This is a genomic window from Paenibacillus sp. A14, assembly GCF_036864815.1.
Classification (GTDB): domain Bacteria; phylum Bacillota; class Bacilli; order Paenibacillales; family Paenibacillaceae; genus Fontibacillus; species Fontibacillus sanfengchensis.
The window spans coordinates 144,864-161,117 of sequence record NZ_JBAGJD010000007.1 but is presented as its reverse complement, the minus strand read 5'-3'; the positions used below and the strand labels follow the sequence as shown (position 1 = coordinate 161,117).

Below are 16,254 nucleotides of genomic sequence, written 5' to 3'. Positions count from 1 at the left end.
TCGAAAATGCCCGGTTGCGCTCTTTGAAAACAGCACGTCGCCTTTGCGGCGCGCCAGAATGACTTATATGTATGGCGGCAAGCGGACACCTTGGCCTGTACCTCGCAGGGCTACTCGGGTGCCATCCAGACGGGCAGGTCTCCTGGCTTCCGGACCTTCCGGCTCCTTCCCGCGGACAATGGCGTCTGCAGTGGCATATGCCGGAGGATGCTGATCTATAGCTAGTGAGACCCGGGGGATCGCACTCTCTATAAAGCTTCCGGTTACAGTGGCGGGACCGCAGCGGATTTGCACCGCACTTCCCTATTAAGCCCCGGCATCGTGCTTGTGCCGGTTCACCCGTCTGTACACTATATTTGGTTGATGCTGTATCATAATAACCCAATATATTGTGTTTGTAAACGGGCGGATAACAGAATTTGAATTTGAAAAACAGCTGAAAAACAGTCGAAAGCAATCAGGATGCGGGGAATCGGGGACGAAAAAAAATAGTAGATTTTGAGGCAAGATTGTGGCGATGATGAGGTAAGCGTTTGCTAGTTTGGGAGGGGAGTAAGCGGGGGCGGAGGGGAGTCCGTTGTCTGCTTGCGGTGGGTTGTTTCGGGTGGAGGTGCACTAACGCGTAACGGAAATAATAGCCGCTACTGTGTCCGATAAAAATGGAGACCGGCCGTTTTGGCGCAAATAGCGGTTATAGTTTGCGTTAGATAAAATCGGAGGTTCGATTGCCCACCGCAGAGCGAGTCTTTATCACAAGCGACGGACCTTTCGACCTTTACCGATTGAATTCCGGGTCCCGAACTTGTTACAATAAATAAAAAATCCGGTTAGCGGAACAACGGGAGGTTGTCACATGGCGATCGCGGAAGTTACGGTCATTCCGATCGGTACAGGTTCCACCAGTCTGAGTTCATATGTTGCCGAGCTGCAGCGGGTACTTGAAAAGCAGGAAGGAGTCCAATGCACCCTGACTTCGATGAGTACGATTATCGAGGGGCCGCTCGATCGAATTTTTACGGCGATTCGGGCGATCCATGAGGCTCCGTTTCAATCCGGGGCCCAGCGCGTTTCCACTTCGGTTAAAATCGATGACCGGCGGGACAAAGAGAGCTCCTCGGAGCAGAAGCTGCGGTCTGTGCAGGATAAACTCGGTTCATCCTAACCCTGTTGCAGCCAAGCAAATGGTTGGTTTAATTACCAGACATTGGCCCTTGCAATATTTTTAAAACGGAGTATAATAATTTTTGTTTCACTTTACCAAGTGATTCTGCTGGTGTAGCTCAGGGGTAGAGCAACGCACTCGTAATGCGTAGGTCGGGGGTTCAATTCCCTTCACCAGCATCTTTTATAACTCAAGCACAGCGCGGCTTCCGAGGTTTTCGGGGGGCGCGTTTTTTTTGCGTGTGGTGATTCACATTATCATACGATTTAAATACTTGAAACTACCAACCTCCGTGGCTGATAATAGGTATAGGTAGAATTATTTTCCAAGGGAGAGCTATTGATGAAGAAGAATTTCATAACGGGCGCGGTGTCTGGTTTGGTTGTTGGTGCGCTGCTTTTCGGAGGAGTTCCGACTTTTGCCGCGGCAGTTAAATCGATCATGGGCGCGAAGGTAACGGGAGTCTATGCGGTTGAGCAGGACGGCAAGATGATCGCAGAAGCGGCGGTTATCAACGGTTCTACATACGCTCCGGTGCGGGCAATCGCGGAAGCTACGGGGACCTCGCTCGATGTAAAGGGGAAGACGATCGTATTGGAAGGAACAGGAGGCACAACGGCTCCGGCTCCTGCGCAAGAGGGGAGTGCGTTAACTCCCGAGACTAAATGGACCAATCAAATAGACAAGCTTAATAGGGAAATTAACGGCTTAAATGTAAAAATTAATGCCGAAAAAGAAGCTATTAAGGGTTACGAAGAACGGATCAAGGCCGAAGAGGCCGCTAAGGTTAAATTACCTGGCGGAGTCGAAGCGATTGAAGCGAACATTGCGGAAAGCCAGCAACTCATCGATAAGTACCGGGAGAAGATAAATGCAGCCAACGCACAAATCGCGGAGCTGCAGAAGAAGATCGACGCGAGCAAGAAGTAAACTAGACGCACAAACCGAAAGAGCCCGCAACTGCGCGGGCTCTTGGTTGTTTGACTAACCGGAGAGGGTTCTTTCGCACTCTTGACCTGCAACTAATGGTTTGGTTCGAATTAAAGGGAATTCTTCCCGTTAATTTGGTACGTATGCGGCTGCAGAGGCGAATTAGCTGGAAAACCTCCCGCTAATTCCCCTAAAATTGTGTATATCGGCAATCGGGCCGCGAAATAGATGGAGCTTTTCCAGCTAAATCCGATCGAAGAGCCAAGAGCGGTACATTAACGGGAGATTTTCCCGTTAATGATGTGGACTCCGGCGGTGGGGCTTTATATTGACAATTGTGGATATTGGCAACGTATCTCCGAAACCAGTTCACATTCTTGCCCAACGCCAGTTCTTTAGTTCAACCTATACAAAACGAATTTCAAAAAATAAAATCATCGTCCGTTAAAGGCTCTACATTCAAAGCCCGGACATAGCCATTGCCTTTCTTGGAGAAGAAATCATGTTGTTTAGTATGGGTACTGATGCCGTTGAACACTATCGGATTGACTTCTTCATCTTCAAATAAGGGGTCGAAACCAAGGTTCATCATTGCCTTGTTAGCGTTGTACCGCAAGAAAACTTTAACATCGTCCACTAAATTGATTGAAGTATATATCTCCTCGGTGTACTGCTCTTCATTATCGTGCAAGAAATGCAGTAACGTTACCAGGGAGTTGTACACTTCCTGTTGTTCTTCCTCGTTCAGTTCAGAGTAAATTTCCTGGGCCAATACCCCGACATAAACACCGTGAATGCTTTCATCACGCAATATTAGGTCGATAATCTCTCCGCTGCATGTAAGTTTTCCTTGACCCGCCAAATAGAGCGGGTAGAAAAATCCGCTGTAAAACAAATAGCTTTCCAGCAACACAGATGAGGCCATGGCGAAATAAAGATCTTTTTTAGTATTGATGTTGTTATAGTATTGCTGAATCGTTTGCGCTTTAGTTTGGAGATGCTTATTTTCTTCCACCCAGCGGAATACACTATCAATTTCTTCCGTGGAAGCCAGAGTTGTAAAAATACTGCTGTACGATTTAGCATGGATTTGTTCCATCATGGCCATGAACCCCAGTACAGCCTTGCGCTGCAAACCGTCCACATGCTCCAAGATCTGCGGCATGCCTACGCCACCCTGGATGGTATCAAGCAAAGTTAAGCCGCCCAACACCTTCATATAAGCTTCTTTTTCTTGATTACTGAGTGTCATCCAGGTCATTTTGTCGTCGGACAAAGGGATTTCATCATCTGTCCAAAATTGCATTATATTTTGATTCCAAAACATAAGCGTGAAGTCATCATCTGGGCGGTTCCAATTGACCGCTTGAATTCCTGGCATTGGATAATCTCCCCTTCTTTGTGATAGAGCTGAAACTAATTAACCGATAAGTCAACTGCTTTAGGTATTAGACCGAGCAGGTTAGGCATTCTTCCACGGACAGCTTTTTGGTACGCGTATAGTACAGCGATTTTAAACCTTTATGTGCAGCATACAGATAGCAACGTGCCAGCTGTCGGGTAGTAACATCACTGTTAACATGTAGAACCGTCGAAATTCCCTGGTCTATGTGAGGTTGAATTTCTGCAATCAAATCTATGACCTTGAATTGATCCATTTGATACGCCGACTTATAGAAGAAGATATTATCCTTTTGCAGGTAAGGCATTGGATAATAGGTTGTGGAGTTAGCGTATGTGCGTGTTTCAACTTGCTCTACGATAGGCATAACGCTGGATGTCGCATTTTGGATATAGGAAATGCTGGCGGTTGGTGCAATGGCCAAACGGTAAGCATGGTACAAGCCGTTTTTCATTACGTTCTCTTTCAGCGTACTCCAATCTTCCGGTCCCGGTATATCAATCCCGGCGAACAGTTCCCGCACTCGTGGTGTTGTCGGCCGGTAGTCCGTTCGGAGATAACGTTCAAAATATACCCCTGTTGCGTATTCTGACTCTTCAAATCCGTAAAAACGTTGTCCAGTTGCCTTGGCAATCTCCATACTTTTCTCCAGTGAATGATAGTTCATGATCATGAAGAAGGTTCGCACAAAATCTCTGGCTTCCTGGCTCTCATACGCGATTTTGTTCTTCGCAAAGAAACCATGCAGGTTCATCGCGCCGAGACCCACCGAATGCATTTCACGATTTGCCTTGGCAACACCCGGCGCATTCTCTACATGGGTCATATCGCTGACTGCGGTCAGCGCGATCATCCCCTCGTGAACGGATTCCTTGATTTTTTTGTGTTCCATGACATTTGCAATATTCAAGGAAGCCAGATTGCAACTTATATCTCTGCGTATGGTGTCTGGCTGACCATAATCCGCAATTTCGGACGTCTCCTGAAGCTGAAAAATCTCGGTACACAGATTCGACATCTTAATTTGACCCACATTTTTGAGAGCATGTGCCTGATTTGCGTTGCTCTTGTTAACAATATACGGATAACCGGATTCAAGCTGGGTCATTGCGATTTTCGTTAACATGTCGCGGGCGCTCATCACTGCTTTTTTGGTAACACGGTCATCAGCGACCAGCGTATCGTACATGGTATCAAGGTCCATGTCGTCAAGATGCATGCCATACGCCTTGTATACACTATAAGGCGCAAAAACGTACATTGGCTCATTGTGTTGCGCTAATTGATAAAAACGGTTTGGAACAATCAGACCGATAGAGAGGGTCTTCAGTCGAATTCTCTCGTCAGCGTTAATTTTTTTACTATCAAGGAACTCTATAACATCCCATCCGAAAATATTATAGTAGGCTGCACCCGAGCCTTTGCGCTGGCCCATCTGATCCGCGTAGGAGAAACTGTCTTCCATCAACTTAAGGACAGGCATAATTCCTTTTGCCGCCCCTTCGACACCTTTGATTGCTTCTCCGCGGGCCCGCAGTTTAGATAGATTGACCGCTACACCGCCACCAATTTTGGATAACTGCATGCATGTGTTTAAGACATAATTGATCGAATTTAGCGAATCGTCCATTTCAAGCAGGAAGCAGGACACCATTTCTCCACGGCGGCTTTTTCCGGCATTAAGAAAGGTCGGGGTTGCGGGCTGTAGCCGCTGTTCCATCATCGCTCGTGCGAGTATACGGGCTGTGTCACCGTCACCACGTCCCAAATGGAGAGCTACAGCCGCTACCCGATCCGGATAATGCTCAAGGTACAACTTACGATCATTACTCTTCAGTGCATAGTCGGTATAAAATTTGGATACCGCCATGTAGGAAGGGAACTTGAAGTTATAGCTATGAGTGATATTAAACAATTCTAAAATTTCTTCGGAGGAATAGTTTTTATAAAAATCTTCATAAAAGTCATTTTCAATCATATACCGTACTTGTTCTTCAAAATTGGCAAATTCCAGACTTCTGGTTGCCACTTCCTTCATAAATTCATCTACTGCTTCCAGGTCTTTTTCTAACTGAAAAAAACCGTCAGAATCCCGTTTCATTAACATGTTGTTCAATTCAATATGTCGCAATTCGATTTACCTCCTGTTTGAAGCGCTCTACATCGGTCGAAGTCCCGGATAACTCAAATTTACTGAGGATGGGGACATGATACAGATCCGAGATCAAGTCTGCGCTTTTTGCAAATTTTTCCCCCCAGTTACGATTGCCGCTGGCAGCCACACCAACAAGATGGTCAGCATTGTGCTGCAAAAAGGAAGATACCTTGTTCGGTATCTGGCCAAATCCTGTTGTATATGTAATGAGTACATAGGGTTCATTTATCGTCATTTGATCTTCAATTTGAACCGCCGGGAGTTTAAGCTTGGATATAAATCTTTTTACGTTGCCGGTCTTCGAATCATAGGCAATTAGCATCGTAGGGTCCTCCTTAAATTCTATAAAATAAAGTAGAACACTATATTTAGTCGACTTCATCCATTTTATAACTATATATAGAATTGTCAATTGCAATGTTGAATAAATCAGGTAGTGATGATGCATTTTATATTTTGAAAAAAGTTGTTGACATTTGAATAGAAAAGGTTATAAAATTACCTCAATATCAAATATCTCAATATTAAGATTCGTGATATTAAGTGACTTGAAGGGTTGCTTAATTAACTGTCAGGCAAGATAAAGGACAATATTCGTTGGATCGTTTTTTTCTAAAATATCTTTATATTAAGAGTTATTGATTCGGAATTGTAGGTCGATTTTATTTATCTAAAATAGGAGGAATAAAAATGAGTAAAAAAACAATGGGTATCCACCATATTACCGCTATTGTCGGACACCCTCAAGAAAATGTGGATTTTTATGCCGGTGTATTAGGGCTTCGCTTAGTTAAAAAAACGGTCAATTTCGATGACCCAGGTACATATCACTTGTACTTCGGTGATCAAGGCGGCAGACCTGGGACGATTATTACCTTCTTTCCATGGGCTAATGCTTATAAGGGAACTATTGGCGATGGGCAAGTAGGGGTTACTTCTTATGTTGTGCCTAAGGGTGCAATAAGCTTTTGGGAAAACCGGCTAAAGCATTTTGAAGTTCCTTTCTCTAAAATCGAACGCTTTGGTGAGCAATATTTGGAATTTGACGATCCTCACGGACTCCATCTGGAAATTGTGGAACGAGAAGCAGGAGAGCCTAATATGTGGAATTTCGGCGGCATTACCTCCGATGTTGCCATTAAAGGCTTTGGGGGAGCGACCTTGCTGTCTGCACAACCGGAAAAAACCGCTGAATTGTTGGAGAAAGTCATGGGACTTGAATTCATAGGCAAAGAGGGAGATATTGCACGGTATCACTCTTCCGCCGACATCGGCAATGTGATAGACCTCAAACTTTCTCCAGTGGGCAGGGGTCAAATGGGTGTTGGTACGGTTCATCATATAGCATGGCGTGCAAAGGACAATGAAGATCAATTGGATTGGCAAAAATATGTTGCTGAACATGGCTATGGAGTCACGGCTGTTCGTGACCGGAACTACTTTAATGCCATTTACTTTAGGGAGCATGGGGAAATTCTGTTTGAGATCGCCACAGATCCTCCAGGGTTCGCACATGATGAAACATTTGAAACCATGGGGAAAGATTTGAAGTTGCCTATTCAGTACGAGCCTCATAGAGCTGAAATCGAAAAGGTCCTGCTCCCATTTGAGGTAAGAGAGCTGGACTAACTGACGAAGGGGTGGATTTGTTTGATTGCTTATATTGGGATACTCGTCTTCAAAGTTACGGTGTAAATTATAATAATTCTGTACGCTTTGGGGAAAAATATCTCCAATGAATATGGAAAGAAGAACAATTTCAGGAGGTTTTGTTCATGGCAAAAGATCTTTATACAGCTTTACAGGAGAGACGTTCGTATTACGGGATCAATAAAAATGTAAATATCTCTGATGCGAGAATTAAAGAGATCGTAGAATTTGCTGTTAAATACACACCTTCAGCTTTTAATTCCCAAACGGCCCGCGTTCTTGTACTTTCAGGCGCTGCACATGATAAACTTTGGGATATTACGACTGAAACTTTGAAGAAAGTGGTTGGAGATGGAGATTTCTCGGGGACCCAACAAAAAATGGATTCCTTTAAAGCGGGTTATGGTACCGTATTGTTCTTTGAAGATGAGGCGGTAGTTAAATCCCTCCAAGAACAATTTGCTTTGTACGCCGATAACTTCCCGATTTGGTCTAACCAATCATCCGGTATGCTTCAACTGGTTGTATGGACGGCTTTGGAGTCTGAGGGACTGGGTGCTTCTCTGCAACATTATAACCCTTTAATTGATGACCAGGTTAAGAAGGAATGGAATGTTCCTGGGAATTGGAAACTGATTGCTCAGATGCCGTTTGGTAATCCAACTGCTCAACCCGGTGATAAAGAATTCCAACCGCTTGAAGATCGCGTGAAATTCTATAGCTGATATTTCAAGGGAGAAAAACCAGTTTCAATTTTGAAACTGGTTTTTTTTGTCATGTACTCCTTATGTGCAAATAAGTTGAAGACTTGAACTTCTGTTAATCCTGAGGCGTTGACAAAAACCGACTAAACCTATATGATATTAAAACGAACTGACTGACCAGTCAATCTGGAGGGGATGATTTCCATCGTAAACGTAAATCAGTCTAGACTACGGGATGCGAGAAAATCTCAATTGATGGATATAGCCGTTGAGAGATTTGCCAAATACGGATATCAGAATACTAAAATTTCTGACATCGTCAAGGATGCCGGAGTGGCGCAGGGTACGTTCTATTGGTATTTCAAGAGTAAAGAAGCTATAGCCCTGGAAATCATTGAGTCTGGCCGAGAAGCATTACTTACGGTGATCAAGAGAGGTTACCGGACTGAAGGCGGCTCTGTTCAGGAAATGGTTCAGGGGTCTGGGCGCCTGCTGGCGAATATTTTTAGATTTGCCCAGGAGCATCGGTATTTCATGGAGCTGCTGCTCACCGGCAATGGAGAAGAGGAAGCCATTCGAAATGCGTTTCGTGAAACGCGCATCGAAATGGAGGAGTCCTTCAGGCGAAATATTGAACGCGCCGTCGAGCTGGGGATGCTGCCGATATCAACAGACATACATATAAGAGCGGCGCTGCTGATGAGTCTGATTGAGGGGATTGTTGCAAGATGGCTGTTTGGTCCTAATCCTGCGGATTCCAACCTGGCTGAACTTACGGTGGATGAGTTGGCGGCGGAAGCCGTTCATTTCGAGTTTTTCGGATTGCTTGGGATATGACAGGTTCAGACAGCGGAGAAGGAGGATGATGTGAGTTGCTGAAGTACGGGCTTAGACGTATAGCCATGATGATTCCAAGTATCGCGGGTATCGTCATGATCACGTTCATCTTAACGAGAATTTTGCCGGGAGATCCGGCGCTGATGATTACAGGGGAACAAGCGCTGCCGGAGTTTGTGGACAAGGTTAGAGAAGAATATGGCTTCAATCAACCGCTGTATATCCAGCTGTGGGATTACATCAAGCAGCTCTTCAGGGGGGATTTGGGATTTGCCTGGCATACGGGGCACTCGGTTGCATCCGATTTTGTCTCGCGTTTTCCGGCTACTTTGGAGCTTACACTGGCAAGCATGTTTATAGCTTTAATTGTAGCCATTCCACTAGGCATTGCGGCGGCTTCCAGGCAAAACTCGATTTTTGATCATATCGCCAGGGTGCTTTCTTTTATCGGTTCATCGGTTCCTATTTTCTGGCTGGGCTTGCTGCTTATTACGTTATTCTACTCCAAGCTTGGGTGGCTGCCCGCTCCTATAGGACGTATTAGCGGCGGCATTAACCCGCCAACCCATATAACGGGCTTGTATGTGCTGGATAGCTTGCTAAGCTGGGACATGATCGCGCTGAAGAGCTCACTTCATCATCTGATTCTACCGGCGATTTGCATGAGTATGGGTACGATGGCTATTGTTACAAAAATGGTCCGGGCGAGCATGCTGGAGGTCATACGGCAGGATTTTATGAGGACAGCCAAAGCAAAGGGATTATCGGGCAGAGCCGTTATTTACAGACATGGTCTTATTAATTCTTTGATACCTTCTTTGACGGTAATCGGACTGCAATTTGGCGCACTGCTTGGCGGAGCCGTTATTACGGAGACGATCTTTGTGTGGCCGGGAATCGGGAATTATGTGACGGAATCGATTCTTTCCGCGGACTATGCCCCCATTCAGGCGATGACACTGATAAGTGCCATATTGTATGGATTCATTAATCTTATTGTCGAATTGTTATATGGGGTTCTTGATCCCCGGGTGAGATATGAATAGTTCATTCAGACAATCATGGACAAGCTTCATGAGAAAGATTACAGCGAAAAAACTGTTGCTTCTCGGTTTAACCCTAGTTTTTGTATGGGTGATATTGGCATTGTTAGCCCCCTGGATCGCTCCGTTTGGACCCGATGAAATACGGACAGAGGACAAGCTCCAGCCCCCGAATATGGTGCATTGGTTCGGTACGGATAATTTCGGCAGAGATATCTTCAGCCGCATTTTGTACGGGGCGCGAGTCACGATTTGGACAGGGCTTGTAGCGATAGGCATAGCTAGTGTGGTCGGGATTCCGCTCGGCGCTATCGCCGGTTATTTTGGAGGAAAAATCGGTAATCTCATCATGAGGTTCATGGATATTTTGCTCGCTTTTCCGTCGCTGATATTGGCCATGGCGCTTGCGGCATCGATCGGTCCCGGTTTATTTGGCGCATTGCTGGCGGTCGGGATCGTCGCTATACCGGAATTCGCCCGTTTAATGTACGGCCAGACCGTGGTGATTAAAGAGAAAGAATTTATTGAAGCAAGCAGAGCGCTGGGGGTGCGGCACTCCTCGATTATTTTTCAGCATATTCTACCGAACGCCTTGGCACCGGTCGTTGTGCAAATCACGCTCGGTTTGGGATCGGCCGTTCTAATTACGTCAAGCCTCAGCTTTCTTGGTCTCGGTGTTAAGCCGCCGACGGCGGAATGGGGAGCTATGATCTCCTATGGCCGTGATTATATTATTTCGGGCGAGTGGTGGATGACCGTGTTCCCAGGCGCAGCTATCGCCACAACCATTTTCGGATTCATTTTGCTTGGAGACGGATTGCGTGACGTTCTTGATCCGCATGGCCAATCCTCCAACAAATAATTAACAACTATAGATTAGGGGTGGAAGACATGAAAAAAAGTAAATTGATTATCCTCATTTCGGCATTGCTGGTATTGGCGCTTGCATCGGGATGCGCGCAAAGCTCCAATCCAAAGCCAGGTGCAGGCAATAAAACGGCAACGAATGCGGAGAACTCCACCGGGACGGATGCCGCGGCGGGAAAAACCATCACGATCGCTTATTCGCAAGGGGCCGGTCAAACGATGGACCCGCATGACGCGGCCGATTTGACCTCGGCTTCCTATGCGTTTGCTCTGTACGATACGCTTGTAACGAGCGCCACGGAAGAAGCCGATGGCAAAACGGTGGGACGTACCGATAAAGTCGTTCCTTCCCTGGCCGAATCCTGGAAAATTTCCGATGATTTAACCACCTATACGTTCACGCTCCGGGACGGAGCCAAGTTCCAAAGCGGGAACCCCGTCAATGCGGATGCCGTCGTGTATTCGTTCGAGCGGGTACAAACCAAAGGCGAAGGCGGGAGCCTATATAAACTGGCAAATATTCAATCCGTTACGAAAATCGATGACAAGACTGTAGAATTCAAGCTGGGTGCACCTAACCATTTGTTCCTGAAATATCTGGCAACCTTCACGTTCTCCATCGTTGACCCATCGGTGGCCAAGGATCAACCGGATGATTATTTGACTCAACATTCCGCGGGCTCCGGAGCATTTAAACTTGAAAAATGGGATCCCGCTACCGAAGCTGTATTTGTCGCCAATAAAGATTACTGGAATGGTGCGCCCAAGGTTGACAAAGTTATCGTTAAATATGTAGCGGAGGCATCCAACCGCGAATTGTTCCTTGAAAAAGGTGAGGTTGACGTAGCGCTCGACATCCCGGCCAAAGACGTTGAGAGCTTGTCGAAGAAAGACAACATTACGATCAGCTCGGAATCCTCCAACCGGATCGTATATCTTGGCATGAATGCGAATTTCAAGCCATTCGACCAGTTGAAGGTGAGACAGGCCATAAACTATGTGATTGATCAGAACAAGTTGATTCAGGACGTTGCCTTCGGACAAGCATCTCCGCTGAAAAGCTCGATCTCCAGCAAATCTCCGGATTTTACTTCCGAGGGAAATGAGTATGAATACAACACGGAAAAAGCTAAACAATTGATTAAAGAAGCGGGCTATGAGAAAGGATTTACCTTTGACCTGACCGTGAACTCCTCTACTCAAGATTATGAAGACATCGCGGTTCTGCTTAAAGCTGAGCTTGAGAAAATCGGGGTAACCTTAAACATTAACAAAGTAGCGCCGGCACAATACCGCGAGCTGATCAACAATAAAAAAGCGGCGGCTTATCTGGGCAAATATACGTCGCTGGTCAACGATCCATCCTATCATTACGGATTCCTGCTGGATAGTAAAGGGGCTTCCAACTACACGGGTTACAGCAGCAAAGTCGTTGATGACCTGTTGGCGAAGGCGAATGTCGAGCCGGATGACGCGAAGCGTTCGGAACTGTACAAACAGGTACAAAAACAGGTTACGGCGGATTCTCCATGGGCGTACCTGTATGAAAGCAATTTGATTGTGGGCATCAGCAAGGGCGTAAATGGGTACATCTTCTACCCGGATGAGATCATTCGCTTCAGCTCATTGTACAAATAAGAAGAAGGACCCCCGAGCCGAAGGGCGCAGGGGGTCTTACCTACTTTAATTCATCAGGGGAGGCCGCTATGACAAAGCTCTTGGAAATAGACCAACTGTCTATCGACTTCGCCAATGGTTCGGGCCCGATTCGGGTAGTAAACGGTGTGCGCTTGGAGCTTGAGGCAGGAGAGACGCTTGGGCTTGTCGGGGAATCCGGCAGCGGGAAAAGTGTGACCTCGTTATCCATTATGCGGCTGCTTCCTCAGGGTTTGGCCAAGGTGGCGGAAGGTGATATTCGTTACCGTGGACAAAGTCTGCTGGACATGACCGAGTCCGAAATGCAAAAGGTGCGGGGCAATCAGATTGCCACGATCTTTCAGGAGCCGATGACGGCCTTGAACCCTGTCTTTAAGATCGGCCGTCAAGTTAGAGAATCGATACGGCAGCACTCGAAAAAGAGTAAAAGAGAGGCCCATAAAGAAGCTATTGCTTTGCTTGGCGAAGTTGGCATATCCGCGCCGGAACAAATTATGGAGGCCTATCCGCACCAGCTGTCAGGGGGGATGCGGCAGCGCGTGATGATCGCGATGGCGATGGCCTCCAATCCGGAAATCCTGATCGCGGATGAGCCGACAACCGCCTTGGACGTCACGATTCAGGCGCAAATTCTGGAGCTGATGAAGAAACTCCAGAAGGAGCGGGGAACCGCGATTATTTTTATTACGCATGACCTTGGAGTCGTGGCTGAAATGTGTGACCGGGTAGCGGTCATGTATGCCGGTCAAATCGTGGAGCAGGGCGATGTTCGGACATTATTCAAGGAGCCGAAACACCCTTATACCATCGGCCTCTTGAATTCGATGCCTCAATTCTCAGGAGAAATGAAGCGCTTGGAGGCCATATCCGGACAGGTTCCTCATCCTTCGGAATATTTGCCGGGCTGCCGCTTTGCTCAGCGGTGCCCTTCCAGAATGGATTTGTGCGAGAGCGAAGAGCCCGCGCTTTACGATTTTGGCAATCAGCATAGATGCAAGTGCCATCTCTATAGGGGGGATACGCATGCGGCCCATTCTTGAGATCAAAGATTTAAAGAAGCATTATCCCGTAAAGACGGGTCTGTTCGGCCGGGTGACCGGCGCTGCGAAATCCCTCGACGGCGTATCCTTTGCGATTGAGAAAGGCGAAACGTTCGCCATCGTAGGGGAGTCGGGTTCGGGAAAAACCACCTTGGGCAAAACCGTGCTTAGATTAATAGAGCCTACTTCCGGAAGCATCCTGTTCGACGGAACGGATATTACGCAGCTCGGTGCGGAGTCGATGAGAAAGCTCAAGACCGATATGCAAATGGTATTTCAGGACCCGTTCGGCTCCCTTGATCCGAAATGGACCGTTCGTCGTATTTTGGAGGAGCCGTTGCGTACCCATTTTAAATTACCGCCGGAAGAGCTCGTGAAAAAGGTGGACGATATTCTCGAGGTGGTAGGGCTGACGGCAAAACATGCCTCGAGATATCCGCACGAACTGTCGGGCGGTCAGCGGCAGAGAGTGGGGATCGCTCGGGCGCTGATTCTTGAGCCTAAATTTATCGTTTTCGATGAACCGGTGTCGGCGCTGGATGTATCGATTCAAGCTCAGGTTCTGACCTTGCTGGAGGATCTGCAGAGCCGCCTGTCGCTTACCTATCTGTTCATTTCCCATGACTTGTCGGTTGTCCGGTACATTAGCGATCAGGTCGGGGTTATGTATCTGGGCAAAATGATGGAGATGGGCCCCTCGGAAGAGCTGTTCACGAATCCGCTTCATCCCTATACAAAGGCGCTGATTTCGGCTATTCCCGAGCCGGATATGGACAAGCGAAGGGAGCGGATTGTTCTGTCCGGAGAGGTGCCGAGTCCGCGCAAACCGCCTTCAGGCTGCGTTTTTCATACCCGTTGTCCTCACGCTATGCCAGAGTGCGGCAGCGTTCAGCCAGAGTGGCAAAAAGTATCCGAAAATCGTTATACAGCTTGTCATTTATATCATAAATAGAAAAAGAAGGTAGGTTAACAACATGCAAGTAACGACAACTTGGCAAGGGAAAAAGTTTTTTCAAGCAGAGGGTCCTTCCGGCTACAAAGTGAATATGGACGCAACTCCGCAATGGGGAGGAGAGGGCAACGGCGCTTCGCCCGTGGAGGTATTATTGGCAAGCTTGGCGGGGTGTATTGGCATTGATGTAACGATGATTCTGGAGAACTTCCTGTCTTCTATTGAAAAGATTGAGATTGTAACGAACGGAGTCCGCAAGGAAGAGCCGCCCAAAGGATTTGCCTCGATCGAGCTGATCTTTAAGGTAGACGGCGATATTCCCGATTACCGGATTTGGAAGGCCATTGAACTCGGGACTTCGAAATATTGTTCCGTATCGGACTCGTTAAATGCGACCATTACACACAGACTCATTCTGAATGGCGTGGAAGTGTTTAAATAAGAACGACGGAAATGGAGGATACTCATAGTCTGGACACTTAGAAAAAAAGTGCCGGGACTGTGGGTATCTTTTTGTCTACTGATGAGAGTATCGGAGTCATATATGATGGTTGGAGTGAAAGCGATTCTGGTTTACTCTTATAATATCGAAAAATACGCTATAGATTCATGAATCAACTGTGCTGCGTTCCACGGGCGGTTGCTGAAGAGGCTTCTCTTATATTCGGCTCCGGCCGCTGCTTTGAGGCGGGACTGCCTGGACAGAGCGGTGTCCAGCAAGGCGGATCGGACCAATGCCAGTTGTCCCGGGAGCCATTCCGAGCCTTTGGAATGAACAATTTCCAAGGCTTCTTCTACCGATTGGTTTCGGATGGACCGCAAAAAATCCCCCCATTTAATCAAGTCGAACCATTTGCCGTCCGTAGAGACAGGACAAGCGCCGAAACCGCTGCAGTCTCCGCAGGAAAGTTTTAGGATGCAATACCAGCATTCTTGGGAGCTCCGGGCGGCAATAACAAAAGATGGAGGTCCACTAAAGGCGAACAGCTCAATTCGCGTTAGTCTATTGTTATTCATCTCCGTAACCCTCCTCAACCGTTCATCCAATTAAAATCGACATGATGCATGTTTTCAGCCTTGTGAATATAGCTTCGGATTTCCGTTTCATTTTCGCAAACGGCAGAATGCTCCAGCCATACGGCGTATTTTGTTTTGTGAACAAAGGTTAAATGAGCGGGAAACGACGCTTGCAATTTCAGCACATACCAGCCCGGAGGTATCCGGAGCCAAGGTTTTCGAAAAGCTGCCAGAAGCGGAAGGCGTAAGCGCGCCGACCAATCCTGTTCCTGCTGTTGTTTCCTGAATTCCCGGTAGATCTCGTGCAAAACCTCTATATCCGTGCATTCTTGACAGGATGCCGGTGCGCCGAACTGGCGGAATATCCCGATTTTGCTGTCGCCGAAACCATAACCTACGATAAATCTTTGCCCGTGTTCTTCATACCAGAACGCTCCAAAATACAGGTAACGCAAGCTAACCGGGTCCAGAAGATTCCGATGCGATCCCCAATAATAAGTCCTCATGTCGATCCTCATCCTCCCATAGGGTTAAAATGTTTAAAAGCCCGTTTGTCCGCATGTTTACAACAAAAAAACCGCCGACAGAGAATAAACCCCTGCAGCGGTTTGCGCGGACGGGCAAAATGCCCCGACGCAAAAGCACGGAAATCAAGGTTCTCTCTGCTGCGCTTACGAGGTTAGCTGTCGGATTCGGGCGGTGAGAGTCGCCCTACCTTACGAGACCGATAACGTCTCATTTCGGATTCACCCCAAGTTGGACCGAATTTGCGGTCCGATGGTTCCCCCGCTTCCCGCCATAACGGGAATTCAGCGTTCATACAAGTCGAAGAATTCACG

Annotated in this window: 16 protein-coding genes, 1 tRNA gene and 2 riboswitches; of the genes, 12 read left to right on the top strand and 5 right to left on the bottom strand. The window is 47.2% G+C overall.

Features of this window, described 5'->3' with window-relative positions:
* Nucleotides 1-115: 115 nt before the first annotated feature.
* A riboswitch (cobalamin riboswitch) is annotated at nt 116-358 on the bottom strand.
* Nucleotides 359-853: 495 nt separating this feature from the next.
* From V4U88_RS18950 to V4U88_RS18940, 3 genes are all read left to right on the top strand, one after another.
* A complete protein-coding gene (locus V4U88_RS18950; protein WP_334074814.1) occupies nt 854-1,162 on the top strand; it encodes an MTH1187 family thiamine-binding protein in 309 nt (102 codons plus the stop codon).
* Between the two features lie 107 nt (nt 1,163-1,269).
* Nucleotides 1,270-1,341 (top strand) — tRNA-Thr (locus V4U88_RS18945).
* Nucleotides 1,342-1,504: 163 nt separating this feature from the next.
* Nucleotides 1,505-2,092: a hypothetical protein gene (locus tag V4U88_RS18940; protein WP_334074813.1), complete on the top strand. Its 588-nt coding sequence runs from the start codon at nt 1,505-1,507 to the stop codon at nt 2,090-2,092.
* 421 nt (nt 2,093-2,513) lie between these two features.
* Here the strand turns inward: V4U88_RS18940 and nrdF are convergent, their stop codons facing one another.
* From nrdF to nrdI, 3 genes are all read right to left on the bottom strand, one after another.
* A complete protein-coding gene (gene nrdF, locus V4U88_RS18935) occupies nt 2,514-3,473 on the bottom strand; it encodes a class 1b ribonucleoside-diphosphate reductase subunit beta (protein WP_334074812.1) in 960 nt (319 codons plus the stop codon).
* A gap of 67 nt (nt 3,474-3,540) precedes the next feature.
* A complete protein-coding gene (gene nrdE, locus V4U88_RS18930; RefSeq protein WP_334074811.1) occupies nt 3,541-5,625 on the bottom strand; it encodes a class 1b ribonucleoside-diphosphate reductase subunit alpha in 2,085 nt (694 codons plus the stop codon).
* Nucleotides 5,612-5,971, bottom strand: a complete 360-nt coding sequence (gene nrdI / locus V4U88_RS18925) for a class Ib ribonucleoside-diphosphate reductase assembly flavoprotein NrdI (protein WP_334074810.1) — start codon at nt 5,969-5,971, stop codon at nt 5,612-5,614. Before nrdI ends, nrdE begins: the two co-directional genes overlap by 14 nt.
* A 368-nt stretch (nt 5,972-6,339) precedes the next feature.
* On the opposite strand from nrdI, the gene V4U88_RS18920 reads away from it, so the two are divergent.
* From V4U88_RS18920 to V4U88_RS18880, 9 genes are all read left to right on the top strand, one after another.
* Nucleotides 6,340-7,278 carry a ring-cleaving dioxygenase gene (locus V4U88_RS18920; RefSeq protein WP_334074809.1) on the top strand — a complete coding sequence of 313 codons (939 nt, stop codon included), beginning with the start codon at nt 6,340-6,342 and terminating at the stop codon, nt 7,276-7,278.
* Between the two features lie 146 nt (nt 7,279-7,424).
* Entirely contained in the window at nt 7,425-8,024 is a 600-nt protein-coding gene (locus V4U88_RS18915; protein WP_334074808.1) for a nitroreductase family protein, read from the top strand.
* 234 nt (nt 8,025-8,258) lie between these two features.
* Complete coding sequence (locus tag V4U88_RS18910; RefSeq protein WP_334074807.1) at nt 8,259-8,840, top strand: TetR/AcrR family transcriptional regulator; 582 nt, start codon at nt 8,259-8,261, stop codon at nt 8,838-8,840.
* A gap of 35 nt (nt 8,841-8,875) precedes the next feature.
* Complete coding sequence (locus V4U88_RS18905) at nt 8,876-9,886, top strand: ABC transporter permease (RefSeq protein ID WP_334074806.1); 1,011 nt, start codon at nt 8,876-8,878, stop codon at nt 9,884-9,886.
* Nucleotides 9,887-9,914: 28 nt separating this feature from the next.
* The gene (locus tag V4U88_RS18900; protein ID WP_334074805.1) at nt 9,915-10,745 is read left to right on the top strand and encodes an ABC transporter permease; all 831 of its coding nucleotides are present in this window, start codon (nt 9,915-9,917) and stop codon (nt 10,743-10,745) included.
* 29 nt (nt 10,746-10,774) lie between these two features.
* Nucleotides 10,775-12,388: an ABC transporter substrate-binding protein gene (locus V4U88_RS18895; RefSeq protein WP_334074804.1), complete on the top strand. Its 1,614-nt coding sequence runs from the start codon at nt 10,775-10,777 to the stop codon at nt 12,386-12,388.
* 68 nt (nt 12,389-12,456) lie between these two features.
* The gene (locus V4U88_RS18890; RefSeq protein ID WP_334074803.1) at nt 12,457-13,446 is read left to right on the top strand and encodes an ABC transporter ATP-binding protein; all 990 of its coding nucleotides are present in this window, start codon (nt 12,457-12,459) and stop codon (nt 13,444-13,446) included.
* On the top strand, nt 13,430-14,398 hold the full coding sequence (locus tag V4U88_RS18885) for an ABC transporter ATP-binding protein (RefSeq protein WP_334074802.1): 969 nt from the start codon (nt 13,430-13,432) through the stop codon (nt 14,396-14,398). Before V4U88_RS18890 ends, V4U88_RS18885 begins: the two co-directional genes overlap by 17 nt.
* A 22-nt stretch (nt 14,399-14,420) precedes the next feature.
* Nucleotides 14,421-14,840 (top strand): OsmC family protein, encoded by a 420-nt coding sequence (locus V4U88_RS18880; RefSeq protein ID WP_334074801.1) that lies wholly within the window; start codon nt 14,421-14,423, stop codon nt 14,838-14,840.
* Nucleotides 14,841-14,977: 137 nt separating this feature from the next.
* Here V4U88_RS18880 and V4U88_RS18875 read toward each other — a convergent pair whose 3' ends face one another.
* Both V4U88_RS18875 and V4U88_RS18870 read right to left on the bottom strand, forming a co-directional pair.
* A complete protein-coding gene (locus V4U88_RS18875) occupies nt 14,978-15,415 on the bottom strand; it encodes a hypothetical protein (RefSeq protein ID WP_334074800.1) in 438 nt (145 codons plus the stop codon).
* A gap of 14 nt (nt 15,416-15,429) precedes the next feature.
* A complete protein-coding gene (locus V4U88_RS18870; RefSeq protein WP_334074799.1) occupies nt 15,430-15,921 on the bottom strand; it encodes a hypothetical protein in 492 nt (163 codons plus the stop codon).
* A gap of 147 nt (nt 15,922-16,068) precedes the next feature.
* Nucleotides 16,069-16,240, bottom strand: a riboswitch (cyclic di-AMP (ydaO/yuaA leader).
* Nucleotides 16,241-16,254: the final 14 nt, after the last annotated feature.